Annotated in this window: 22 protein-coding genes; 18 read left to right on the top strand and 4 right to left on the bottom strand. The window is 57.5% G+C overall.

Annotated features, from left to right (window positions below):
- Positions 1-72: 72 nt before the first annotated feature.
- Both oadA and HALO_RS19035 read left to right on the top strand, forming a co-directional pair.
- Positions 73-1,908 (top strand): sodium-extruding oxaloacetate decarboxylase subunit alpha, encoded by a 1,836-nt coding sequence (gene oadA, locus HALO_RS19040; RefSeq protein ID WP_035576797.1) that lies wholly within the window; start codon positions 73-75, stop codon positions 1,906-1,908.
- 10 nt (positions 1,909-1,918) lie between these two features.
- On the top strand, positions 1,919-3,241 hold the full coding sequence (locus HALO_RS19035; RefSeq protein WP_035576799.1) for a sodium ion-translocating decarboxylase subunit beta: 1,323 nt from the start codon (positions 1,919-1,921) through the stop codon (positions 3,239-3,241).
- Positions 3,242-3,387: 146 nt separating this feature from the next.
- Here the strand turns inward: HALO_RS19035 and HALO_RS19030 are convergent, their stop codons facing one another.
- On the bottom strand, positions 3,388-4,005 hold the full coding sequence (locus tag HALO_RS19030; protein WP_050713868.1) for an IMPACT family protein: 618 nt from the start codon (positions 4,003-4,005) through the stop codon (positions 3,388-3,390).
- A complete protein-coding gene (locus HALO_RS19025; RefSeq protein WP_035576805.1) occupies positions 4,005-4,385 on the bottom strand; it encodes a LexA family protein in 381 nt (126 codons plus the stop codon). Before HALO_RS19025 ends, HALO_RS19030 begins: the two co-directional genes overlap by 1 nt.
- Before the next feature lie 197 nt (positions 4,386-4,582).
- Here HALO_RS19025 and ccmA point away from each other — a divergent pair, with 197 nt between their 5' ends.
- From ccmA to HALO_RS18960, 13 genes are all read left to right on the top strand, one after another.
- Positions 4,583-5,203, top strand: coding sequence for a cytochrome c biogenesis heme-transporting ATPase CcmA (gene ccmA / locus HALO_RS19020; protein WP_050713867.1), 621 nt, complete (start codon positions 4,583-4,585; stop codon positions 5,201-5,203).
- A 113-nt stretch (positions 5,204-5,316) separates the two neighbouring features.
- Positions 5,317-5,985, top strand: a complete 669-nt coding sequence (gene ccmB, locus HALO_RS19015; protein ID WP_231896862.1) for a heme exporter protein CcmB — start codon at positions 5,317-5,319, stop codon at positions 5,983-5,985.
- 14 nt (positions 5,986-5,999) lie between these two features.
- Positions 6,000-6,767: a heme ABC transporter permease gene (locus tag HALO_RS19010; RefSeq protein WP_035576809.1), complete on the top strand. Its 768-nt coding sequence runs from the start codon at positions 6,000-6,002 to the stop codon at positions 6,765-6,767.
- Complete coding sequence (gene ccmD, locus HALO_RS19005; RefSeq protein ID WP_035576810.1) at positions 6,767-6,964, top strand: heme exporter protein CcmD; 198 nt, start codon at positions 6,767-6,769, stop codon at positions 6,962-6,964. The genes HALO_RS19010 and ccmD overlap by 1 nt, the downstream gene beginning before the upstream one ends.
- Complete coding sequence (ccmE, locus tag HALO_RS19000; protein WP_050713865.1) at positions 6,954-7,463, top strand: cytochrome c maturation protein CcmE; 510 nt, start codon at positions 6,954-6,956, stop codon at positions 7,461-7,463. Before ccmD ends, ccmE begins: the two co-directional genes overlap by 11 nt.
- Before the next feature lie 26 nt (positions 7,464-7,489).
- Positions 7,490-9,499, top strand: a complete 2,010-nt coding sequence (locus tag HALO_RS18995) for a heme lyase CcmF/NrfE family subunit (protein ID WP_050713864.1) — start codon at positions 7,490-7,492, stop codon at positions 9,497-9,499.
- Positions 9,496-10,023, top strand: a complete 528-nt coding sequence (locus HALO_RS18990; RefSeq protein ID WP_035576816.1) for a DsbE family thiol:disulfide interchange protein — start codon at positions 9,496-9,498, stop codon at positions 10,021-10,023. The genes HALO_RS18995 and HALO_RS18990 overlap by 4 nt, the downstream gene beginning before the upstream one ends.
- Positions 10,014-10,484, top strand: a complete 471-nt coding sequence (locus HALO_RS18985) for a cytochrome c-type biogenesis protein (RefSeq protein WP_035576819.1) — start codon at positions 10,014-10,016, stop codon at positions 10,482-10,484. The genes HALO_RS18990 and HALO_RS18985 overlap by 10 nt, the downstream gene beginning before the upstream one ends.
- On the top strand, positions 10,481-11,719 hold the full coding sequence (ccmI, locus tag HALO_RS18980) for a c-type cytochrome biogenesis protein CcmI (protein ID WP_035576821.1): 1,239 nt from the start codon (positions 10,481-10,483) through the stop codon (positions 11,717-11,719). Before HALO_RS18985 ends, ccmI begins: the two co-directional genes overlap by 4 nt.
- A 24-nt stretch (positions 11,720-11,743) precedes the next feature.
- Positions 11,744-15,238 carry a chromosome segregation protein SMC gene (smc, locus tag HALO_RS18975; protein WP_050713863.1) on the top strand — a complete coding sequence of 1,165 codons (3,495 nt, stop codon included), beginning with the start codon at positions 11,744-11,746 and terminating at the stop codon, positions 15,236-15,238.
- A 541-nt stretch (positions 15,239-15,779) separates the two neighbouring features.
- A complete protein-coding gene (locus HALO_RS18970) occupies positions 15,780-17,573 on the top strand; it encodes a cell division protein ZipA C-terminal FtsZ-binding domain-containing protein (RefSeq protein ID WP_050713862.1) in 1,794 nt (597 codons plus the stop codon).
- Between the two features lie 142 nt (positions 17,574-17,715).
- Positions 17,716-19,749 (top strand): NAD-dependent DNA ligase LigA, encoded by a 2,034-nt coding sequence (ligA, locus tag HALO_RS18965; protein ID WP_035576827.1) that lies wholly within the window; start codon positions 17,716-17,718, stop codon positions 19,747-19,749.
- Positions 19,749-20,024 carry a YheU family protein gene (locus HALO_RS18960; RefSeq protein ID WP_035576829.1) on the top strand — a complete coding sequence of 92 codons (276 nt, stop codon included), beginning with the start codon at positions 19,749-19,751 and terminating at the stop codon, positions 20,022-20,024. The genes ligA and HALO_RS18960 overlap by 1 nt, the downstream gene beginning before the upstream one ends.
- 9 nt (positions 20,025-20,033) lie before the next feature.
- Here HALO_RS18960 and mnmC read toward each other — a convergent pair whose 3' ends face one another.
- Together mnmC and HALO_RS18950 are read right to left on the bottom strand one after the other, a co-directional pair.
- On the bottom strand, positions 20,034-22,058 hold the full coding sequence (gene mnmC, locus HALO_RS18955; protein WP_050713861.1) for a bifunctional tRNA (5-methylaminomethyl-2-thiouridine)(34)-methyltransferase MnmD/FAD-dependent 5-carboxymethylaminomethyl-2-thiouridine(34) oxidoreductase MnmC: 2,025 nt from the start codon (positions 22,056-22,058) through the stop codon (positions 20,034-20,036).
- A gap of 158 nt (positions 22,059-22,216) precedes the next feature.
- Positions 22,217-22,516, bottom strand: a complete 300-nt coding sequence (locus HALO_RS18950) for a YciI family protein (RefSeq protein WP_050713860.1) — start codon at positions 22,514-22,516, stop codon at positions 22,217-22,219.
- A 144-nt stretch (positions 22,517-22,660) separates the two neighbouring features.
- Between HALO_RS18950 and HALO_RS18945 the strand changes: the two genes are divergently transcribed.
- From HALO_RS18945 to HALO_RS18935, 3 genes are all read left to right on the top strand, one after another.
- Positions 22,661-23,581 carry a PHP domain-containing protein gene (locus HALO_RS18945; protein WP_035576835.1) on the top strand — a complete coding sequence of 307 codons (921 nt, stop codon included), beginning with the start codon at positions 22,661-22,663 and terminating at the stop codon, positions 23,579-23,581.
- Positions 23,582-23,637: 56 nt separating this feature from the next.
- A complete protein-coding gene (locus HALO_RS18940; protein ID WP_050713859.1) occupies positions 23,638-24,261 on the top strand; it encodes an L-threonylcarbamoyladenylate synthase in 624 nt (207 codons plus the stop codon).
- A gap of 187 nt (positions 24,262-24,448) precedes the next feature.
- Positions 24,449-25,225: a 5'-nucleotidase, lipoprotein e(P4) family gene (locus HALO_RS18935; protein WP_050713858.1), complete on the top strand. Its 777-nt coding sequence runs from the start codon at positions 24,449-24,451 to the stop codon at positions 25,223-25,225.
- Position 25,226 lies beyond the last annotated feature (1 nt).

The raw sequence follows: 25,226 nt of genomic DNA, 5'->3' as shown, positions 1-25,226 counted from the left end.
TTCAGCCCTCTTTTGGCTATTTTTTTGTTATTTTTACTACAAACTTACAACTCTCTACTGTGAGCCAAGACCATGAACGAAATAAAACGCCCTCTAGGCATTACCGATGTCGTGCTGCGCGATGCCCATCAATCGCTGTTTGCCACGCGTATGCGCCTGGACGATATGTTGCCGATCGCCGAAAAGCTGGATCGCGTTGGCTACTGGTCGCTGGAAACCTGGGGTGGGGCTACCTATGACGCCTGCATTCGTTATTTGGGTGAAGATCCGTGGGAGCGCATTCGTGCGTTAAAAGAGGCCATGCCCAATACCCCGCAGGCCATGCTGCTGCGCGGGCAAAACCTATTGGGCTACCGCCACTACGCCGATGATGTTGTCGATAAGTTTGTTGAGCGGGCGAAAACCAACGGCGTTGATGTCTTCCGTGTTTTCGATGCCATGAATGACCCGCGCAATTTAGAGCGCGCCATTCAGGCGGTGCGTAACGTCGAAGGTCACGCCCAGGGCACTATTTCTTACACTGTGAGCCCGGTACATACCCTGGATAGCTGGGTCGATCTCGCCAAAACCATTGCTGGCTTAGGCGCAGATTCATTGGCTATCAAGGATATGGCGGGGCTACTGACGCCCTATACGGCATTCGATTTGGTCACCCGGCTCAAGAAAGAGCTATCGATTCCGGTGCACCTGCACTGCCACGCCACCACCGGCCTCTCTACCTCAACCATTTTGAAGGCGGTGGAAGCAGGCATTGATAATGTCGATACCTCGATTTCGTCCATGTCGATGACCTACGGTCACAGCCCCACCGAGTCCGTGGTGGCCATGCTCAAAGATACCGGCCGCGATACGGGGCTGGATCTTGAGCTATTGGAAGATATTGCCGGTTATTTCCGCGAAGTGCGCAAGAAGTACGCTGCTTTTGAAGGTTCGCTGCGTGGTATTGATTCGCGCATTCTGATTGCTCAGGTGCCGGGCGGCATGCTGACCAATATGGAAGGCCAGCTCAAAGAGCAGGGCGCGGGCGACAAGCTGGACGACGTGCTGAGCGAGATTCCCCGCGTCCGCGAAGACCTTGGCTTTATTCCGCTGGTAACGCCCACTTCGCAAATTGTCGGCACCCAGGCGGTGATGAACGTGATGATGGGCGAGCGCTATAAGTCGATCTCCAAGGAAGTTCAGGCGCTGCTCAAAGGTGAGTACGGTGCCGCGCCAGCGCCCTTCAATGCTGAGCTGCAAAAGCGCGTGCTGGAAGGCGGCGAGCCGATTACCTGTCGCCCGGCGGATAATCTTTCGCCCGAGATGGACAAGCTGGCCACCGAACTGAAAGACAAAGCCAGCGCTGAAGGTATCCGCTTGGCCGAAGGTAAGCGCGAAGTGGATGACGTACTGACCTATGCCCTGTTTCCGCAGATTGGTCTGAAGTTCCTTAAAAATCGCGACAATCCCGACGCCTTTGAGCCTGTCCCCCAAGCAGCTGAAGCAAGCGCCGAAAAGACACCCGCCAAGGTGGAAAGCAAAGCGCCGGTCGCTAGCAGCGGCCCGGAAACCTATACCGTGAAACTCAACGGCAAAGCCTTCGTGGTAGAGGTCTCTGAAGGCGGTGAGCTGGGCGAAGTGCAAGAGCAAACTGCCTCTGGCACGGCGTCGGCCCAGCCATCCTCTAGCGAAGCGCCTGCGCCGAGCGGTGGCGGTAGTGGAGAAAGCATCGATGCCCCGCTGGCCGGTAATATCTTCAAGGTGAATGTACGCCCCGGCGACAACGTCGCAGAGGGCGATGTGGTGATCATCCTTGAAGCGATGAAAATGGAAACCGAAGTGCGTGCCAGCAGTGCAGGCACTGTGTCTAAGGTTAATGTCAGCGAAGGCGATAGCGTCGCCGTAGGCGACACGCTGATCGAGCTCTAAGGGCCCAATAATGGATAAATTAGTAACGTTATGGGAAGGCTCGGGGCTGTACAACCTGGAGCTTGGCCAAGCGGTGATGATGGTCGTGGGGCTACTGCTGCTCTACCTGGCGATCTATAAGAAGTTTGAGCCGCTGCTGCTGGTGCCTATTGGCTTTGGCGGCATTCTCGCCAATATCCCTGAGGCCGGGCTGGCCATTTCAGCGCTCGACCAAGCGATTGAGGTTGCCAAGCCTGCAGTGCTGCAGCAGATGGCGGCAGCGCTGGGTGCAAACCTCGATCCGCTATCGAACTTAGACGCCTGGCGGGAGTCGTTAAAATCACTAGCCCATGAGGGGGCTGCGCCTGATCAGGTGCGTGCTGCACGGGATATCGCCATGAACGTTGGGTACGGCGATGGCATGCTTTATAGCTTCTACAGTGTGGCGATTGCCTCGGGTATTGCTCCGCTGATTATCTTTATGGGCGTGGGCGCCATGACCGACTTCGGCCCGCTGTTGGCCAATCCACGTACGCTGTTTTTAGGTGCAGCGGCTCAGTTCGGTATTTTTGCCACTCTGTTTGGCGCCGTGTTGCTCACCTCAATGGGGGTGATGGACTTCTCGCTTAATCAGGCCGCCGCCATTGGTATTATTGGTGGCGCCGATGGCCCGACCTCCATCTACGTCTCCAGCGTGCTGGCGCCGGAGCTGCTGGGGGCTATCGCCGTGGCCGCCTACGCCTATATGGCGTTGGTGCCACTGATTCAGCCGCCGATTATGCGTCTGTTGACCACCCAGAAAGAGCGTGAGATCAAGATGACTCAGCTGCGGCCGGTCTCCAAGCTGGAAAAAGTGGTCTTCCCACTGGTGCTGTTGATTCTGGTCGCGCTGTTTCTGCCCGATGCCGCTCCGCTGCTGGGCATGTTCTGCTTCGGTAATCTGATGCGCGAGTGCGGTGTGGTAGAGCGCTTGTCGGATACCGCGCAAAACGCCCTGATTAATATCGTCACGATTATCCTCGGCCTGTCGGTAGGCTCCAAGCTGATGGCTGAGAGTTTTCTGTCGTTCGAGACGCTGGGGATATTAGGCTTGGGGATTGTTGCCTTTGGCATTGGCACGGCCGCCGGGGTATTGATGGCCAAGCTGATGAACCTGATGAGCAAAATGCCCATCAACCCCTTGATCGGCGCCGCGGGGGTATCTGCTGTGCCGATGGCCGCGCGAGTGGCTAACAAGGTGGGGCTTGAGGCGAACCCGCATAACTTCCTGCTGATGCACGCCATGGGCCCCAACGTGGCGGGTGTGATTGGCTCGGCAGTCGCCGCAGGCGTAATGATCAAGTACCTGGGGTAACGCTTAAGGCAGGTGTTCACCGCCTGTTTTAATAGTGGGTCAACAGAGCGCGGCATACTGACACTTTCGGTATGTCGCGTTTTTTATAGGCGTGTTGTTTAGTCTAGAGGGGATGTTGAGTATAGATGGGTGCTCTAGCCAGGGAGCTAGTCAGTGATAATATGGATAGCACTTTTTAAACGGTTTTCCAGTGGAGTAAGATCAAATGGGCAGTCCCGTGGCCAGCCAATGGTCAGGCGCACGCCATCACCATCATAGTCGGCTTGCTCAATAGGGATCGCACTTTCTTCGCACCAGGCGCGGGCAATCGCTTCATTAGCAAAGGTGAGTCGCAGGGTGTAGCTGTTGCGCTCAACCACTTCCCGTGTAGGTAGCGTCTCAAGGGCATGGCTAACCGCCTGGGCGTAGGCGCGGGCTAAACCTCCGGTGCCTAGCTTGGTGCCGCCAAAATAACGAATCACCACACAGCCAATCTGGCCCAGTTGGCTGCCTTGGAGAACCTGGTACATGGGTCGGCCAGCGGTGCCGCCTGGCTCACCATCATCGGAAAAGCCAATCAGATTTTGCTCGCCGGGTGGCCCGGCAATATAGGCAGTGCAGTGGTGGCTGGCATTAGGGTGCGCGGKTTTTGCCGCATTCAACAGACTAGTGAATGCATTGATATCTGGGGCGTAGCAGACCCAGGTAATAAATTGGCTCTTTTCGACTTCAATGTCAGCCGTATGCCATGACGCAGGGAACAGCTCGGGAACCCGATAGCGCATTAATGCTCCGTGAAGGTAGTCTCACTTTTCACACCCATTACCATGCCGAGCACCTGAATATCCCGGTTATGCAAAAAAAGCGCKGGCTGCTGAGTATCCTCTGGCCATAGCTCAACGCCAAAGCGGCTGATAGAGAGCTGCTTCAAGGCTATTGTTTGCTGGTTAATTTCGGCAACGGCGGTTTCTATCTGGGTATCGTGTTGATAGCGCCGGATAATAATGACATCGCCATCGAATAAGTTGCAATCACACAATGCATTGCCGCGCACTTTGAGCGCATAGGTATTGCGTCGGGTAACGTTAGCTGCCATCGCATAGGGACGTGGTACTGCTTGCATGTGGCCGAACGTAGCGGTAGGTGATGCCATCGATAGGGTCATTATGAAATCTCCATTGCATGTTCTTTCATACAGTGGTTTTTAGTATAGACCTGTTTTTGCATACAGTGCTAGCAGTAATTAGTCTTAACCCTCTTTGATGGAGATCACGCTGCGACCCAGCGCCGCATTGTGTGAGTGGCGAGCAAGGGGCTTTACGTGTAGAGTTCGACGCAAAATCAATATGCCAGGAGAGACGCTTGAGCCTGTGTCTACAAGCCCGACAGCTTGCCTGTGAACGCGACGACCGCTGGCTGTTTCAAGGGCTGGATCTAGATATTCGCAGCGGTGAAATTGTGCGTATCGAGGGGCCCAATGGCAGTGGTAAGACCAGCCTGCTGAAAATCCTCTCCGGGCAGCTCAGTGACTATCAGGGCGAGCTTTTCTGGAATGGCGCTGCGATGAAAGAGGCGCGTGAACATTTCCTCGCTAATTTGCTCTATTTAGGGCACGCCCCAGGTATTAAGTTGGGGCTTTCCCCGTTAGAAAACCTGGCATGGTATCAGGCGCTCAGCGGGGAAAACGGTAACGAGGATCAGCGCCTGGACGCCCTTGAGCGGGTTGGCCTGGCAGGTTTTGAAGATGTGCCTGCAGGGCAACTCTCTGCTGGCCAGCAGCGTCGCGTGGCGCTGGCACGCTTAACGCTGACGCCCCGGTCTCTCTGGGTGTTGGATGAACCTTTTACCGCGATAGACCGTCACGGCGTCGCTGAGCTGGAAAGGCAGCTTGTGGCCCACGCTCAGGCGGGGGGCTGKGTGCTGGTAACGACACACCACGAATTGACCGCCTCACCGTTGTTGAGACGGATATCCCTCGGGTAAAGGAGAAAGGGTTGCACAGCTCTTTACATGGCGCTTCACACAGCTCTTCACAAGCTTCAGATGCCACCCAACAGGTGCTAGCAGTGCCACTGCGTGAGCACAAAGGTGGCTTGATGATCGCCGTGAAGGCCACGCTAGTGCGTGACTTAACGCTGTTGCTGAGGCGCCGTGGCGAAGTGCTCAACCCGCTGGTGTTTTTTGCCCTGGTGATCACGCTGTTTCCGATCGCGATTTCGCCCGACCCTGAGCTGTTAGCGGTCATTGCGCCGGGTTTGCTGTGGGTGGCGGCGCTGTTAGCCGCGCTGCTGTCATTAGACAGCCTGTTTCGTAGCGATTATGACGATGGCAGTCTGGAGCAACTGTTATTGGCGCCGCAGCCGTTAGCCGCGCTGAGTTTGGCCAAAGTGGCCGTGCACTGGCTGCTGACCGGCCTACCGTTGGCGCTGATGGCGCCGATATTGGGTATTATGCTGGCGCTGCCAGCGGGTAGCTACGCCGTGCTGGCGCTGTCGCTTGCCCTGGGCACGGCAAGCTTGAGCTTGATTGGCGCGATTGGTGCAGCGTTAACCGTCGGCTTGGCGCGGGGCGGGGTGCTGCTCTCGCTGCTGGTGCTGCCACTGTATATCCCGGTGCTCATTTTTGGCGCCGGTGCGGTGCAGGCAGCCATTTTCGGAGACGGCGTCGCTGCCCATCTGGCTATCCTGGGCGCGCTGCTCGCTGCCTCACTCATGTTGGCGCCGTGGGCGATTGCCGCATCGCTGCGTATCAGTATCAACGGTTAAGGACAGGACACGCTATGTGGGCCTTTATACATAAATTGGGATCACCCAAGTGGTTCTACACCATTAGCGCCAAGCTGCAGCCCTGGTTCTGGGCCGCGGCGGTGCTGTTATTGGTCGTTGGCTCGCTGTGGGGGCTAGCGTTTGCCCCGGCGGATTACCAACAGGGTAATAGCTTCCGGATTATATACGTCCATGTGCCTGCGGCCTTTTTAGCCCAATCCATTTTTATCGCCATGGCGGTCTCCGGCCTGGTGTTTATGGTCTGGAAAATTAAAGTCGCTGATATGGCGGCAGCGGTGATGGCCCCTCTTGGCGCAGCAATGACCTTTGTGGCGCTGTTCTCCGGCGCCGTGTGGGGCGTGCCCACCTGGGGGACATGGTGGATGTGGGATGCACGGCTGACCTCCATGTTGATCCTGCTGTTTCTCTATTTGGGCGTGATTGCCCTGCGCGGCGCTTTCACCAGCAGGGATAGCGCTTCACGGGCAGCCTCGGTGCTGGCCATGGTAGGGGTGATCAATATTCCCATCATCAAATACTCGGTGGATTGGTGGTACACCCTGCACCAACCCGCTTCTTTTACCTTGACGTCGCGCCCGACCATGCCGACCGAGATGTGGCTACCGCTGGTGATTATGGTGCTGGGTTTTTACAGTTTTTTTATTGCCTTAACGCTGATGCGCACGCGCAGCGAGATTCTGCGCCGCGAAGCTAACAAGCGCTGGGTACAGGATCTGGTCAACGGCCAAGTGGTGAACGTACACGCCGAGGAGGCTCGCTAATGGCATTTGACTCACTTGCTGAATTTCTCGCCATGGGTGGCCACGCGCCTTATGTATGGTCTGCCTGGGGCGTTACCGCGCTGCTGTTGCTCGCCATCGTTTGGCATGCCCGTGCAGAGCAACGCCAACTGCTGAAAGGCTTGAAGCGTCGCGCAAGACGCGAAAACAGAGCGAGGAGAGTGGCCAATGACGCCTAAACGTAAACAGAAACTGTTTGTTATTCTGGGCATTGTGTCGCTGGCCGCGATTGCCGTGGGGCTAACCCTGTACGCGCTACGCGCGAACATTAATTTGTTTTTTAGCCCGGTACAGATTGCCCAGGGCGATGCGCCCATGGAGCGGCAGATTCGCGCCGGTGGCATGGTCAAAGAGGGCTCGGTTTCCCGTGACCCTGAAAGCCTGGACGTCGAATTTACCGTCACCGATTACGTCGATGACCTGGAGGTCTATTACAGCGGCATCCTGCCGGATCTGTTCCGTGAAGGACAAGGCGTTGTTGTTGTGGGTGAACTTCAGACCGATGGTCGCTTGTATGCCGACAAAGTCCTTGCCCGTCACGACGAAAACTATATGCCCCCTGAAGTGGCCMAAGCATTGGAAGAAGCAGGCTACTCGCCCGCCGATTACCAAGCTAAAGCCGCCGAGGTGGGCAAACGCCTGGACGAAGAAGGCGTACCCCAGGCAAGCGAATATTAGGGTAGATAGCCCAATTTGGAGCACGCATGCTGATCAAACTGATTCCTGAAATTGGCCACTTTGCCCTTATCATTGCGCTGCTGATGGCGATAGTGCAGGCAGTGATGCCGCTGGCCGGTGCGGCGACTAGGCGACCACTGTGGATGGCCTATGGTCAACCCATGGCGGTGGGGCAGTTTGTGTTTATTGCCATTGCCTACGCGTGTTTGACCGCTAGCTATATGCTTGACGATTTTAGTGTGGCCAACGTGGCTAACAATTCCAACTCGCTGCTGCCCTGGTACTACAAGTTCAGCGCGGTGTGGGGCAACCACGAAGGGTCGGTGCTGCTGTGGAGCTTTATGCTTGCGGGCTGGGGGTTTGCGGCCAGCCTATTTACCGGCAACCTGCCGCGGGATATGGTCGCGCGAGTAATGGGCGTGATGGGCATGGTTTGTGTCGGCTTCTTACTGTTTATTCTGATGACATCAAACCCCTTCGAGCGGCTACTGCCCGATATGCCTCAGGATGGCGCCGACCTTAACCCGCTGTTGCAAGACTTCGGGCTGGTGGTTCATCCACCAATGCTCTACATGGGCTATGTGGGCTTTTCCGTGGTCTTTGCGTTTGCCATTGCGGCGCTGATGGGCGGGCGTTTAGACGCGGCCTGGACCCGCTGGGCACGGCCGTGGACAAACCTGGCCTGGGCGTTCCTTACCGTGGGTATCGCGCTGGGCAGCTGGTGGGCCTACTACGAGCTTGGTTGGGGCGGCTGGTGGTTCTGGGATCCGGTCGAAAACGCCTCGCTACTGCCCTGGCTAACGGGTACCGCGCTGGTTCACTCGCTGGCGGTCACCGAAAAACGCGGCTCGTTTAAGAGCTGGACCGTGCTGCTGGCGATCTCGACCTTTTCGCTATCGCTGATGGGTACTTTCCTGGTGCGCTCCGGGGTGCTGACGTCGGTACACGCGTTTGCCAACGACCCTGCCCGCGGTTTCTTTATCCTGATGTTGTTGGCCATTACGGTAACGCTGTCGCTGCTGATATTTGCCCTACGCGCACCGCGGGTAAGTCATAAAGTGGGCTTTAACTGGCTCTCCCGGGATGCGCTGCTGCTGGTCAATAATATCTTCCTGGTGATTATGACCGTCACCGTGCTGCTGGGTACCGTTTACCCACTGATTCTGGACTCTCTGGGGTTGGGGAAAATAAGCGTCGGCCCGCCCTATTTTAACGCCCTGTTTGTACCGCTCACCGTGGTGATGTGTATCTTTATGGGGCTGGGCTCGGTAACGCGCTGGAAAAGCATGGCAGCGCGGGATCTGATCCGTAAGCTGTGGCTGGCAGGCGTTGCCGCGCTGGTGCTAGGCATTTTAATGCCGCTGTTGTATCGCGGTGAGTGGAACCTGTTCGTCTCGCTGGGTATTGTCGCCGCACTCTGGATTGTGCTGCCGATGGTGCGTGATGTGTTCGATAAAACCCGCCATGCCAGCTCGTTTGTGGCCGGGGTGCGCAAGCTCTCCCTGGCGTACTGGGGGATGGKGCTGGGGCACGTGGGCGTAGCCGTTACCATTGTGGGTGTGACGGTCGTCTCCAACTACAACATCGAGCGCAATGTGCGTATGTCACCGGGTACCACGGTCGAAGTGGCGGGTTATCAGTTCACCATGACCGAACTCACTGAGCGTCGCGGGGCTAACTTCCTGGCGGATACCTCGATCCTTCAGGTTCAGCGGGGCGAGTCAGGCCGCAGCTTTACCATGCGGCCTGAAAAACGCCTTTACCTGGCCACCGGTATGCCGATGACCCAAGTGGCCCTGCGCCCAGGGCTGTTCCGCGACCTCTATGTGGCTATGGGTGAAAATCTTGGCGATAACAGTTGGGCGATGCGGGTGCAGTACAAGCCCTTTGTTCGCTGGCTGTGGCTAGGTGCGCTGCTTATGGCGACAGGTGGTGTGCTGGCAGTGCTCGACAAGCGCTACCGCCGCGCCACGGTTACTCGTGAAGCGCCGAACGTGGCCAGCAAGGGCGATAGCGCAAGGGAGGCGACGGTATGAAGCGACGACTACTGCTACTGCTGCTGCCGGTGTGTTTTTTAGGCCTGGCGCTGTTCTTTTACCATGGCCTCTCGCTGGACCCTTCCCAGCGCGATTCAGCGCTGATGGCGCGGGAGTTCCCGACCTTTGAAGCCACCACGCTGCGTGATGAAAATCGCCGAGTTGACCAAACGCTATTAGAGGGAGAAGTGACGCTGGTGAATGTGTGGGGCGAATGGTGCCCAGCCTGTAAGCAGGAGATGCCGCAACTGCTTGAACTAGCTGATCACGGAATTCGCATGGTCGGGGTTAACTACCGCGATACTCGCGAGAAGGGCATGGAGTTCCTCGGCGAGTTTGGTGATCCGTTTGAAACCAATATTTTTGATCCTGACGGCGAGCTAGGCTTTGATCTTGGCGTTTATGGTGCCCCGGAAACCTTTCTGGTCGATGCCGATGGGGTGATTCGCTACCACCATAAAGGCTATGTATCACCGCAAGACGTGCGCGAGCGAATTCTTCCGGAGGTGGAAAAATGGCGCTAATGCGAACCCTAACAGCGCTACTACTGCTAGTCATGGCGTTTGGTGCAGTGGCTGGGGGTATCGAACTGCGCGAGTTTGACGACCCAGTCACCGAGAAGCGCTATCACGACTTGACCGCCTCCATGCGCTGCCCGCTGTGTGAAAACCAGGCGATTAACGACTCCGACGCGCCTATTTCGGCAGATATGCGCGAACGTGTTTATCAACTGTTGCAAGACGGGCAGTCGGATATCGAAATCATCAATCACATGGTGCAGCGGTTTGGCGAATATATTCTCTACAACCCGCGTTTAGAGAGCCGCACCTATCTGCTGTGGGGCCTGCCCATCGCCCTGGTGTTGCTGGGGGCTATTGTGGTCGTCATGATGATACGCGCCCGCCGCAACGCCTCTGCTAAAGCATTGAGCGCCGAAGAGCGCCAGCGTATAGAAGCGCTGACTAACCGTAAGAGGTCTTCATGACGCTGCTTTGGATTGCGATTGCCGTTTTATTGCTCCCCGCGCTGTGGCTGCTGGTGTCGCCGCTAAGAAAAGCGCGTGCGCTGCACGACCAGCAGCACGACTTTGAAGCCAACGACACCTCCGCCGAGCAGAACGTGGCGATTTTTCAGCGCCGCCTGGCGTCCTTGGAAGCGGCCCGGGAGCGTGGTGATATCGATGCTGCCCGCTTCGACGAAGACCGTTTGGAGCTTGAGCGTAGCCTGCTGGAAGATACCGCCTATAGCGAGCGTCGGCCGCTCAAGTCAGCCAGTGCCGGCCGAATTGTGGTGCCCGTAGTGATGCTCGCTGTAGTGGCCGTTAGCGTCATTTGGTACCAGCAAAAGGGCGCGGAAGGCGACTTGGTGCTATTTGCGGTGCAACAAGAAGTACAGAACGATCCTGATGGCTCGCTTGCCATGTATATCGAACGCATGGAAGAGCAGGCCGAACGCCAGCCGGATAATCCCAACGTTTGGAGCTCGCTGTTTCCGCTCTATCGCGAAACCGGCCAGATGCCCAAAGCCGTGGATGCCCTGGAGCGTTTAATCGAGATTGAAGGGCGGATTCCGCCGCTGCTTGCGCAACTGGCGCAAATTCGGTTCTTTATGGCCGAGCGCCAACTGACCGACGACGTGCAGGCGCTGGTCGATGAAACCCTGGAGCAGGATCCCCGCCAGCCTACCGTACTGGGTTTGCTAGGCATTAATGCCTTCGACAACGGCGATTATGAGCAGGCCATCGATCACTGGCGCCGGGCAATCGCCAACATTGAAGACCCTAACACTGTGTCTTCGCTGCGCGACGGTATTCGTGTGGCTCAGGAGCGCATGGGCATTGAACCTGAAGAGGCTGTAGCCGAGGGCAATGGCATTCGGGTGCGCGTTGCGTTAGACGAACAGCTCGCTGGGCGCGTTAACGATAACGACACGGTGTTTATCACTGCCCGCGATCTTGAAGGCGAGTTGCCGCCGCTGGCTGTGGTGCGCGCGCAAGTATCTGAGCTGCCCATGACGGTAACGCTAGACGATAGCACTGCGATGTCGCCCCAGGCGCAGATCTCCCAGGTACGTGAAGCGCGCTTAGTGGTGCGCGTTTCCCCCTCCGGCCAAGCAACGCCCCAGCCAGGGGACCTGTTTGGTGACCTTGAGAGCGTCAGCATCGGCCCGATAGCTGAAGATGAAACGGCTGAAGTGGTGATTAACCGTGTCTTTGAATAACCGCAACGGGAACGTCGCCTCGGTATGCGCTTAACGTCGATTCGCTTAGTCGGGTTCAAGTCCTTTGTGGACCCTGTCACGGTGCCCTTCGATGGCAATATGACCGCCATCGTGGGCCCCAACGGCTGCGGTAAATCCAATATTATTGACGCCGTGCGCTGGGTCATGGGGGAGTCCTCCGCCAAAACCCTGCGCGGCGAATCMATGGCCGACGTTATCTTTAACGGCTCCACCGGCCGTAAGCCCATCAGCCAAGCCTCTATAGAACTCAAATTCGACAATCGCGACGGTGGCATGGGCGGCGTTTACGCCCAGTATGCGGAAATTGCCGTAAGGCGCCTGGTCACCCGTGATGGGCAATCCAACTACTTCTTTAACGGCCAGAAGTGCCGCCGCCGGGATATCGCCGACCTGTTTATGGGCACCGGCCTGGGCCCGCGCTCCTACGCGATTATCGGCCAGGGGATGATTTCGCGGCTGATTGAAGCGCGCCCCGACGACTTGCGCTCGACGCTGGAAGAAGCCGCGGGGATCTCCAAATACAAAGAGCGCCGCCGGGAAACCGAAAACCGCATGCGGCGCACCCAGGAAAACCTGGAGCGTCTGGACGATATTCGCGAAGAGTTGGATAAGCAGCTAGAGCGTCTAAAACGTCAGGCCGAAGCCGCCAAGCGCTATCAAGACCTAAAGGAGCAGGAGTATCGGCTCAAGGGCGAGCTTGCGCTATTGCGTGGTCGCACTTTGCGGGCGGAGCAGTCCCAGCAGGAGAGCCGCGTCCGTGAACTGGAAATAGCCGTTGAAAAAGATGTCTTCGGCGTACGCCAGTGCGAAACCCGGCTGGAACAAGCTCGCGAGCAGCACGACGAACTTTCGGAAGTGCTTGACCGCCACCAGCAGCAGTTCTTTGAAACCACCACCCGGATTGCGCGTTTAGAGCAGGATCAGGCCCACCGCCGCAGCCGCGAAACCCAGCTGGCCAGCGACATCGCCACGGCGCGGCGTGAGCTGGACGAGCAGCGCCGGGTCAGCGAAGGCGACCAGACGCGTTTAGCCGCCATTGACGAGCGCTTTGACGACCTGCTCCCCGAACACGAAGCGCTGGAAGAGCAGCTTGAAAGCCTGGAACAGGCGCTAGCCGACGCAACCCCCGCGCTAGAAGCCGCTGAACAGCAGTGGGCCGATGCCGAAACGCGCTGGCGAGATGCCAGCCGCGATGCGGATCGCAGCCAGGATCAACTACGCGACCTTGAACAACGTATTGCGCGCTTGCAGGCGGAAAATCAGCGCCGCCGCCAGCAGCGCAGCGAGGTCGCCGACCTTACCGCGCTACGCGAAGAACACGCCGTGTGTGAGGCGCAGTTAGCCGATGCCCAGCAGCAGGCAGAAGGGTTTCAAACCCAGCGCGATGAGTGGCAGCAGCGCTACGGCGATGCCAAAGCGGCCTACCAGCAGGCCAATCAAGCGCGCGACCATCAGCGTGCTGAGCTCAGCCAGCGTCAGGGGGAACTGGCCTCGCTGCAAGCGTTAATAGACGCCGCCTTGGCGGATCATGACCCTGCCATTGGCACCACATTAGAAGCGCATGGCTTGGCGGATGCGCCCCAGCTGGGGGAAGTGCTGCAGGTGGAGCCCGGCTGGGAAACGCTGGTGTCCTGGCTGCTGGCGCCCTGGCTGAATGCCCGCCTGGTGTCGCGCGAGCAATTGGCCGCTTTGCCCGAGGCCTTAGCCACGGACTGGCGGTTGATTGATCAAACGGCACCTGTTGCCTCAACGTCCGGGCAGCGCTTAGCCAGTTTAGTCAAAGGCGCAGGCGCGCTGGGTGAATGGTTAGCAAGTATTCACTATACGCAAACCGCCGAAGAGGCGGAGCAGCAGGTAGCGCACCTGGCCCCAGGTGAAAGCGTGGTGAGTCAGGATGGGGTTTGGCTGGGTCGCGGCTGGCTGAACCAGCAGGCCAACGGCGAAGGTATCGATGGGCTGCTGCTAACCCGTCGCCGCTACGCCGAGCTGACCGCCCAGCGCGAAAGTGAAGAACAAGCGCTGGCGTTGGCAGAGGAGCAGTGTGAGGCGGCCAACGAGACGATTGCAACGCTGGAGCAGGCCCGTGAGCAGCAGGCCGAACAGGAGCGTTCCCACGCCGCCACCCTGCAGCAGTTGGCGGTCAAAGAGCGCAGCCTGGCTCAGCGCCTGGAACATCTAGAGAGTCGTGCCACTGAACTTGATGCTGAGCTTGCCCAGTTGCAAGAGGATGAAGCAGAGTTAGCGCTTACCATCGACGAGCAACGCGCCCGCTGGGACGTGGCGATGGAACAGCTGGAAAGCGCAGCGCAAGCGCGGGAAGCCAGCGCCGAGCAGCGCAACCGGCAGCGCGAGGCGCGAGAGCAACTTACTCAGCAGCATGCCCCACTCAAAGCACAGCAGCAGGCGTTAGCCCTTGAGCGCGAACGTTTGAGTGCCGAGCGCGATAGCCTGCGCTCCCAGCAGGCGCGCTCCAGCGACTCTGAAGAGCGTCTATCACTGCGTATTGCCGAGCTGGAAGAGTCGCGGGAAATGTTGATCGAGCCCGATGAACTGGCGGGAGAAGAGCTCGAAGAGCTGCTTCACCAGCGCGAGCAGCAGGAGGGGCGCTTAAACGCCACTAAGCAGCAGGCTCAGGGGCTGGCAGAGCAGCTGCGCAGTGATGAACTTGCCCGCCAACAGCACGAGCGCAACCTGGAACAGAGCCGCGAGCAACTGCAGCAGCGGCGAATGGATGTGCAGGCGCTGGCACTTAAAGCGACCACCCAGGATGAGCAGCTGGCTGAACTAGGCCATAACGTCGAAACCCTTGCCGAACAGCTGCCTCAGGAGGCCACTGAAACCCGTTGGCAAGAACGTCTGGAAAGCACCACGGATAAAATTCGCCGTTTGGGGGCGATCAACCTGGCCGCCATTGAGGAGTATGACCAGCAAGCCAAGCGGCGTAACTATCTGGAAGCGCAGCACGCTGAGCTTACTGAGGCGCTGGAAACCCTCGAGCGGGCGATTAAGCGCATTGACCAAGAAACTCGTGTGCGCTTCCGGGAAACCTTTGATCAGGTCAATGCCGGGCTGCAAGCTCTGTTTCCCCGGGTGKTTGGCGGCGGTGCGGCATGGCTGACGTTGACCGGCGATGATCTATTGGAAACCGGCGTGGCAATTATGGCCCGCCCACCGGGTAAGAAGAACAGCACCATTCATCTGCTCTCGGGTGGCGAGAAGGCGCTGACCGCGCTGTCGCTGGTATTTGCGATCTTTCAGCTTAACCCCGCGCCGTTCTGTATGCTGGACGAAGTTGACGCCCCACTGGATGACGCCAACGTAGGGCGTTACGCTAGGCTGGTGAAGGAGATGTCTGAAAACGTTCAGTTTATTTACATCACCCACAACAAAATTGCCATGGAAGCCGCCGAGCGCCTGATGGGGGTCACCATGCAGGAGCCCGGCGTTTCGCGCATGGTTTCCGTGGGTATTGAAGAAGCCGCGGCGTTGGTTGATTAAACTCACACTCTCCCAAACTCGCCAAGCAAAGCTGTGGAAGTATTCTGAGTAAGCGCTGAAGAGTGTATTTCGAGCGACAGAGTGGGAGAGACAAACGCCAAGTGGGTAATCTTTTGTTGGCTAAATGCGTAAAAAAATGTCCTAAAGCGTTCAACTTAACTATATTACCCCTATCAATAGCGCGGGCGAGATGGTTAAACGGCTTATAGAGGGAATATACTCTGGTGGATGAGGCGGTTGTCAAAACGGCTTTTCTTGCATCTAGGATTCCTTTATAAAGCTAATCATAGATGTTAGATCTAATGATCGTGGCACTTTTGTTTGAAGTTAAGGTCGGATTTCTTTGGCTTAAACAGTGTCAGAATTTTGGCAAGGCGTGAAAATCGCGTTAAATGCAGCAAAAATTGGCCATTTTCACCATAATCGCGCTATGCTTGGTGACAAGTACTTATTAAATAGCAGTTACAGTTATCCAAATTCAGGCATGCCTTTTTAGACCCAGTGCCTTAGCAAACGGCAAGACGACCATGGAACGTTCGACATGGAACTAAGAGAGTGGCTAATCATATTAGGTCTGGCGTTGGTATCGCTCATCGTTATTGACGGTGCGCGAAGGCTTCAACGTCAGCGACGTGTMCCCCGTCTAGATCAGGCGGAGAGAGACCTTTCCGGCAGTTCGTTAGATGATCCCGATGAGGCTGCTAAAGCCGCGGAGATCAATTGGGAACTTCCTAATGGCGGTGCTCGAGTTGTTAAACCGGCAGACTATAGTGGCTTAGGTAATAAACCAAAGTTAGAACGTCAAGAGCATCCTGGGCCTTCCAGAGTGCTTTCCGAGTTTAGACGTTCAGCCTCTGCTAAAGCGGCCAAGCGCAAAGCAGATAAGGCAGACAAACTAGATAAAGCGGCATCAATTGCGCAGCCATCGCCCAGTGTAGCGGTTAAAGCAGAACGGCCGGTTACTACGCAGGCGTCAGAACAGGAGCGCCGCGAGCCAAGTATCTCAATGACCGACTCTTCGCCCGCTGAAATGTCTCATGACAAGGCGGCTGCACCTCAGCAGCCTGCATACGCTGCTGCGACGCCCAGTGCAGCGGCGGCTGAAACTGAAGCGGCTAAAACTGATGTTGTTAAAACTGAAGTTGAAGCGACTCAACCCGCCGCTTCTGACGCCATCTCGCTGTCTGCCAGCGAAGCAGATACTGAAATGGCGACAACGCATCGCTCCGAACCAGAACATGCATCAGAGTCTGAGCAAGAGCCGGTACTGAGGGCGGAGCCAGAAGACGCCGTATTTGCCAAGCATGCCAATGAGCACTCGCCTAAGCGGCGTCAGTTGCGTTCTGACACAGCAGGCGAAGAAGATGAGTTAGACGATGATGAAGTTGATGAGTATCGCTTAGTCGACTTTGAAGGCATGGGGCGCTCACTAAAGCGTCGTTTGATTGCGCGGCGTAAAGAGAAACAGCGCAAAAAAGCCGAAAAAGCAGTGCGTGATAAAGCCTTGGCGCAGCAGAAGGCTGGGCGCAAAGCGCTGGAAGCAGAGCAACGGCGTGAAGCCAAAGAAGCCGCTGACGCAGAGCGTGCGCGCCTTGCTCAAGAGCAGGCGCAAGCTCGTGAAGAAGAAGCCGCGGCCAATGCGGCCGCCGCAGAAAGGCTCGCCGCCCAGCAGCGTGTCGCTGACGAAGAAGAGCGTCGCTACGCAAGCAGCGAGTATGCTGCCCACGAGGATAACTTTGCACATAATTCCGACGAGCGTTTCGCCGCTGATGACAGCCACGCTATCGACGAACGTGAGGKCAATGAGAGAGTCCGTGTTCACCCAACGTTAGAAAAAGCCTTACGTCACGACGTAAATGGTGAACATGCCAAAGAAACGCTGACCAACGCAGAAGAAGTCGTGGTGATTAGCGTTCTCTCCAGAGACCCGGAAGGTTTCGACGGCACCAAACTGCTCGACCTGATGATGGTATGCGGGTTGCGCTACAGTCGTGCGATGGGCGTTTTCCACCGCTTTGAAACCGAGAGCGATGACAGCGAACTGCAGTTCTCGATGGTGAACGTGGTGAAACCGGGCACTTTCCCCATCGAAGAGATGGGTGAGTTTATGACCCCCGGTATCACGCTGCTGATGCCGCTGCCCGGCGCTGTTGATAGCTCAGTCGCCTTTGAGGCGATGGTGGAAACCGCCATGGTCGTGGTACGCCATATGGGCGGTGAGTTGAAAGACGAAAACCGCAGCGTAATGACCGCGCAAACAATCGAATTCGCCCGTCAGCGGGTGCGTGAGTTTGAGCGCCGCCATAGACTGCATCGTCAGATGCAAGCGCGCTAAACGGCGACCATTAACCGACGAAGCATCAGTTGCTGCGTAACACCCGCCTTCTTGCCAGAAGGCGGGTGTTTCTGTTCAATACGCAGCACATTTTGTATTTTCAAATTTTTGCACTTTTGCTGCGAGTCTGGAACCCATTCAAATGAGTCAGTCTGATTCACAACCGCTGGAAGAGATTACCCAACTGCGGGCCGCCCTGGACGAGGCCAACTACCGTTACTACGTGCTCGATGAACCGACGCTCACAGATGCCGACTACGATCGCAAATTTCAGCGCTTGCAGCAGTTGGAGAGCGAACATCCAGAACGGGTCACGCCTGACTCGCCAACCCAGCGCGTTGGCGCTGCCCCCGCGGATGGCTTTCCCTCGGTAGCCCATGCGATCCCCATGCTGTCGCTGGATAATGCCTTTAGCCGTGACGATATCCACGCCTTTGCCGAGCGAGTTGCCGAGCGCCTTGAATGCGCCGCAGACGACGTTGAGTTTACCTGCGAGCCAAAATTGGATGGCGCAGCCGTCTCGCTAGTCTACGAACAGGGCGTACTGGTAAGCGGGGCAACGAGAGGCGATGGCCGTACCGGGGAAGGTATTACCTCTAACCTGCGCACGCTGCGCTCGGTACCGTTAAAGCTGCTGGGCAAAAACGTGCCTGCGCTGCTCGAAGTGCGGGGCGAGGTGATTATGCGCCATGCGGGTTTTGAAGCCCTGAACGAGCGTGCCCGGCAAGAGGACAGTAAGGTATTTGCCAACCCGCGCAACGCGGCGGCGGGCAGCCTGCGTCAGCTAGACCCGCGCATCACCGCTAAACGTCCGCTAGAGTTTCACGCCTACCAGGCTGCGCGCTTGGAGCCGGATCTGGGCGATGCGACTCACAGTGAATTAATGAAGCGGTTAGCCACGCTAGGCTTTCGTGCCAGTTCAGAGCTTAAAGTCGTCAAAGGCCCCCAAGCCGTTGCTGACTACTGCGAGCAGTTAGGCGAGAAGCGCGACGGTCTAGGGTTCGATATCGATGGCGTGGTGATCAAGGTGAATGACCTGCGCCACCAGCGTGAACTTGGCTTTGTTGCCCGCGCGCCACGCTGGGCGGTGGCGTTCAAGTATCCGGCTCAGGAAGAGGTCACCACCCTGAACGATGTGGAATTTCAGGTTGGCCGCACCGGGGCGATTACTCCCGTGGCGCGACTTGAACCAGTCACCGTGGCCGGTGTGACGGTTTCTAACGCCACGCTGCACAACGCTGATGAGATTAAGCGCTTAGACGTAATGATTGGTGATACGGTCTCGATTCGCCGGGCCGGTGATGTAATTCCCCAAGTGGTGAGTGTCCATACCGAGCTGCGCCCAGCGGATGCAAGGGCGATTGTTTTTCCCGAACACTGCCCCGTGTGCGGTTCGGATATCGAGCGCCTTGAAGGCGAAGCGGTGGCGCGCTGTTCCGGCGGTCTTTATTGCGCGGCGCAGCGCAAAGAGGCGCTAAAGCACTTCGCCAGCCGTAAAGCGCTGGATATTGACGGCCTGGGCGAAAAGTTGATCGTGCAGTTGGTCGATTTGGACTGGGTGGAAACCCCCGCGGCGCTGTTCCACTTAACCGTCGAGCAGTTGCAAAGCCTGCCGCGTATGGGCGAGAAGTCCGCCACTAACTTGGTCAACGCGCTTGAAACCGCTAAGTCGACCACCTTGGCGCGGTTTATTTATGCGTTAGGAATTCGTGAAGTAGGCGAGGCCACAGCGGCCAACCTGGCCAATCACTTTGGTACCCTAGACGCCATTCAAGCCGCTGAGTTGGAAGCGCTGGAAGCGGTTAACGATGTCGGCCCGATTGTTGCCGCCCATGTGCATACCTTCTTTCGTCAGCCCCACAATCAGCAAACCATTGCCGCGCTGATTGACGCAGGCATTACCTGGCAAGAAGCGGAAGTCACCCAGGGCCCAACGCCACTGGAAGGCCAGACCTGGGTGCTCACCGGCTCGCTGGAGAGCATGACCCGCGATGAAGGTAAGGCGCGGCTGCAGGCGCTGGGTGCTAAGGTGGCAGGCAGCGTATCGAAAAAGACCACCTGTTTGGTTGCTGGCGAAGCGGTGGGCAGTAAACTGACCAAAGCCGAACAGATGGGCGTGGAAGTCGTCGACGAAGCTACCTTTATTGAACGTTTGGCAGAGTGGGAGCAGCGCTAATGAGCCGTTTTATTGAAGTACCCGCCAGAATGCTGCCACCGGATACCCTCAATGCCCTGCTAGAGGCGTTTGTGACCCGTCAGGGCTACGACACTACCGATACCACGGGCGAGGGCATGCACGGCTGGGTAGTCGAGCTTAAAAAGCAGCTAGAGCGCAATGAGCTGATCATCGCCCATGACCTTGAGCTGGAAATGACCGAAGTGATGACCCTGGCCCAGTGGCGTTCTTTTGGCCGCGATATCGCCGACGACGAGGAAGAGGGCGATATCTAAGCCTTTTTTCTAAGCGTTCCCACCACGAATAATCGCGCTAATAATCCGCCGCCCTGGGTGAAGATGATCCACCAGCGGCGCTTCTAGCGGCATTGGCTCATCGCATATTCGTGAGGCGATCACCTCGGCGCAAAGTGGCGCGCTGGCTAATCCCCGCGAGCCATGGGCGGTGGATATCCACAGGCCCGGGTAGTGCTCACCTGGCGTATCCGCCACCCGGGTGGCATCTTTGCTGAGTAATGCATAGTCAGCGCGCCATGCTGCTGCCACCGGCACCGGCCCCGCGTAAGGGGTTTTGTCGGGGCTTGCCGCCCGCACCGCCGCGCGGCCTTGAAGCTGTTCCGGCGTTAGCTCAATGCCTGCCTGTGCCAACTCCTCCACCAACGCGGGCAGCGTTTGGCGTAGCTCATCGATATTGCGCTGATGGTCGTCAACCGTCACATCAGTCGTCGCGTTATTGGGCACAAAGCTGGCGCCGAAGGTCAGCACGCCCTCTAGTGCAGGTGCCACATAACCCCCGGCACACACCACCCGCTTAGGGCCTGCTACTTCATCGGGTAGCCGTAATTCACTAATCTGACCGCGCACCGACTGCAGTGGCAACTCCGCCGTTTGCGCAAAGCGGTTAGCCAAATGGGCGCTGGCAATCACCACCTGATCCGCTTCGACCGTGCTGCCATCGGCCAAGTTAAGCTGCCAGCCGTCCTCTAGCTGGGTCAGGGCGTTAACGTCGCCTTGTAGAAGAGTAATGCCTGGCTGCTGAAGTAAATGCTCACACAGCGCCTTGGGCCTCACCCAGCCCGCCTGTGGATAATAAAGCCCGTGAGGGGCGTCAATGGCCATGGCCGCCGTCTTGGATAGCGCCGGGTTTTCCATGGCGGTGACAACCTCGCCGGGCAGTGGATGCAGCTCAATAAAACGCTGCTGGCGGCGCGCCTCTTTATCGCTACTCGCCAACTGCACCACGCCACAGGGCTGCCATAAGGGAGCTGTGGATAATGCCTGCGTGAATAGCTGCTGCGAAAGCCAGCGCTGGCTATACAGCAGCCCAGCGAGATAAACCCGGCTTTGCTGATTGGTCTCAGCAGCCAGCTTTACATACAGCGCGCCCTGGCGATTACCCGAGCCGCCCGCGCCGGGGGCTTCGAGCTCTACCACGGTTACCTTCACTCCCCGTCGCGCCAGCGCTGCTGCCACACTGCTGCCAGCCAGCCCGGCGCCGACGACGACAACGTGCTTGACTGAGGCTAAAGGCGGCGGCGTAAACCAGGGCGTTGTTTGGCGGCGGATATCTGCTGGCGGCGACTCAATACTGCCCGCAAGCATCTCGCGCTTGCGGCCATAGCCCGGCACTTTCTTCCATTTAAAGCCCGCCGCTTTCAAGCCCCGCTTAACGATGCCTGCACAGGTAAAGGTGGCGAAAGTAGCACCGGGGCGCGAACGGGCGGCCATGGCGCTAAACAGTTCAGGCTGCCACATATCGGGGTTTTTAGACGGCGCAAAACCGTCTAAAAACCAGGCGTCGACTTGGCCATCCAGCTGCTCCAGACGCTCGGTAGTATCGCCGAAATGCAGATCCAGGGKGACGCGCTTGGTTAAGTGCAGGCGATGAATACCGCTAACGGCAGCGGGCCACTGGGCGCAAAGCGCCTGTGCATAAGTGGCAAGGGAGGGCCAGCTCGCTAGTGCTTGTTCAAGGGCGCTAAGCTCAAGGGGAAACTTCTCTGTGGATAACAGATGCAATCGGGCACTGGGGGGCGCGTGTTGTTCGAAACAGGCCCAGGCGCAGAGCATATTAAGCCCGGTGCCAAAGCCGGTTTCGCCAATCACAAAGGGCCGCGCGGCTTCCCAGGCGGCAAAGCGCTCGGGAAGGTGGTTGGCGCCCAGGAACACATGCTCGGTCTCCGCGCGCCCATCGCCGCGGGTGAAATAGATATCATCAAACGCTGTTGCGTGGGGGGCTCCCTCGTTCCAGGTAAGCATGGGCGTGGTTAATGCCGCCAGCGGGGGCAAAGCGTTTGAACGTTGGGTCACGCGGTTATCCGTATTGATGAACAGGTGGTTAAAAAATGATCAATTTGTCGGCGCTGGCGTTATCTCTGGCTTAGCGCAAAGCGTCCGCCGGGTTTGCACAGAGTTTTCCACAGGCTCTGTGAAAAAGCCGACGAACCCTCCACACTCGCCTACTGGGGTCAAGGCAAAACTTTCTTGAACGGCTTAACAATTACCTTGGCATACACCCCCGCAATCATGTATGGGTCGGCATCGGCCCACGCCTTGGCGTCTTCCAGGCTGGCAAATTCCGCCACCACCAAGCTGCCGGAAAAGCCCGCATCGCCGGGGTTTTCTGCGTCGATGGSGGGGGGGGGGCCTGCCAGTACCATGCGGCCTTCATCGCGCAGCGCTTCCAGGCGCGCCAAATGGTCGGGCCGAGCGGACAAGCGACGCTCTAAGCTATTGGGGACATCTTCACTCATAATGGCATACAGCATTTGGGGTTAACTCCTTGATTAAACGAGGATGCAAAGTGACCGCTAATTGACCGCACTGGCATAAGCGCGCACCATATCTTACCCATTGCGAAGGCTTTATTCACAGCTGAAAAGCGCATTCTGACAAACTGGCCACACGGCGTCATGCTTATGCCTCGACTTCCTTATACCTTTGATGCCGATCAGCGCTACCCGGTTGATTTGCACATGCACTCCACCGCTTCCGATGGTGCGCTATCGCCCACCGAGCTGGTGACACTGTGCTTTGAGCGCGGGCTGACGCACATGTCGCTCACCGACCACGATACCATGGACGGCATTGAAGAAGCGGGCCACGCGGCGAAGCAAGCAGGGCTATGCCTTATCCCCGGCTGTGAGTTATCCACACGCTGGCAGGGAGTCAATATCCACGTGGTGGCGCTAATGCCTGGCGGCCTGCAGGGGGCAATGGTAGAAGGTCTGATTCAGCAGCGTGAAGCGCGCATTCAGCGCGCTGAAGTCATCGCTGAAAGGTTGGAAAAAGTCGGTTTACCTAACGCGCTGGAAAAAGCCCGCCTGCACGCAGGCAGTGACCGCCCTTTAGGCCGCCCCGACTTTGCCCGCGCGCTGGTGGCGGAAGGCGTGGTGCCCGATTGGGCCAGCGCCTTCAAGCGCTATTTGGGCAGCGGCAAAAAGGGCGATGTTAAAGCCCACTGGCCGGAAATCAGCGAAGCGGTGGGCTGGATTGTCGATTCCGGCGGTGTGGCCGTGATTGCCCACCCACTTCGCCACGGCTTAACCCGGCGCAAACGGGGCCTGTTGATGGATACTTTCCAGGCGGCAGGCGGGCAAGCGGTTGAACTGGTCAGTGGCCAGCAGAACCCGGATAGCACCCGCGACCTGGCGCGTCAGCTAGTGGAGCGCGAACTGTATGCGTCCATGGGCAGCGATTTTCACTTTCCCGGCAGCCACGCAGCCCCCGGCAGCATGAGCCTGGTGCCACGCACTGCGGCGCCACCCATATGGCAGCACCCCCGGCTGGTTCACCTGCGCGATGCTCCGCCAGGTAGGCTGGAAGCGGGATGATTCGCTTAGCGCTTAAGCTATGCTGTATGAATAATGCCTACGGATAGGAGTAAGTAATGAGTCAATATTTTCAGATTCACCCGGAAAACCCTCAAAAACGCCTCATCGATCAGGCGATTGCGATCATTCGTAAAGGCGGTGTGGTGGCTTACCCCACTGATTCGGGCTACGCCCTTGGGTGCCATCTGGGTGAGAAGAAAGCCATTGAGAAGATAAAATGGATACGTTCGCTGGACGATAAACACAACTTCACCCTGGTGTGCTCCGACCTCTCGGAAATCGGCACCTACGCCAAGGTGGATAACGATGTGTTCCGGTTGCTGAAGGCACATACCCCAGGGCCTTACACGTATATTCTGGATGCCACATCCGAGGTGCCGCGCCTATTACTGCACCCCAAGCGCCGCTCAATTGGTGTGCGTGTGCCGGATCACCGCATTACCCACGCGCTGCTGGCCGCACTGGGTGAGCCACTGATGAGCGTCACGCTGATCCCGGTAGGCGATGACCTGCCCATGAACGACCCGGAAGAGATCCGCGAACGTTTTGGTGCCCACCTGGACGCCATTATCGACGGCGGCGCCTGCCMCTTAGACCCCACCAGCGTCATCGACCTGCGCGAACTGCCGCCGAAAATCATCCGTGAAGGACGCGGCGATATTTCTCCTTTCGTCGTCTAAGAACACTTTTCAGAGCAATCCCTGCTTTTAGCTTTAATGAGCAGGGAATTTGCCTATTTTTCATTATTTGAATGTTCAATGAAAATAAAATATGATCCTAACGGTTCTTTTCGATAATAAATCGTGATCCTTTAAGGCGAGGAGTCGCCTCGTCTTTTTGAGATCGCCTATCTCAGGAGATCATTTAATGACGATGCCTTTTACCTCTCGCCTATGTAGCCTTGCAGTGTTAGCCAGCCTTACCGCGTTACCACTGACCAGCCATGCAAATAGTGATGACGCAGAAATGTGTGCCCAGGAAGCTTATGCAATGGGCCTACGCTATCAGCAGCAGTCTGCAGAAGCGGCTGCTCTGCAGCGTCAGGGGTTTGCCCTCGCCACCTACCGGCTTGAAGATCAGATTKAGGCGCATGGCGGCAGTGACGACTTGGCGATCATTACCGACCTGGATGAAACGGTGCTGGATAATAGCCCGCTGTTGGTTCGCGATATGCAGGCATGCCACGACTACACCACCTGGGATACTTGGAAGCATTGGGAGCGTGAAGGCGAGCCGCGTTTAATGCCGGGGGCTAAAGCGTTCCTGGATTACGCGGATGAGCAGGGCGTAGCCATTTTTTACGTCTCTGACCGCTACCAGGAGAACGAGGCCGATACGATCGCCACCTTGGAAGCGCTAGAGCTGCCCCAAGTCTCGGAACAGAGCGTGATGTTGCTGGGGCCTGCTAAGGCGGAGCGCCGCGCAGAGGTGGTGGATAACCACACCCTGGTAATGCAGCTAGGCGACTCGCTACACGATTTCGCGGGTGAGTTCGCTGGTGCCGACCTGTATCAGCAGCACGCGCTCGTTGAGGAGAATGCCGAGCGGTTTGGCAAGGACTGGATTGTGTTCCCCAATGCGACCTATGGCGCCTGGAGCGAGGCCGAGCTAGACCCCTGGGATGCCCCTCACGAAGTGGAGTGAT

The sequence above is a fragment of the Halomonas sp. R57-5 genome (assembly GCF_900070345.1).
Lineage (GTDB): Bacteria > Pseudomonadota > Gammaproteobacteria > Pseudomonadales > Halomonadaceae > Vreelandella > Vreelandella ventosae_B.
The sequence above is the reverse complement of the archived record's forward strand: the minus strand, read 5'-3'. Positions and strand labels throughout refer to the sequence as shown.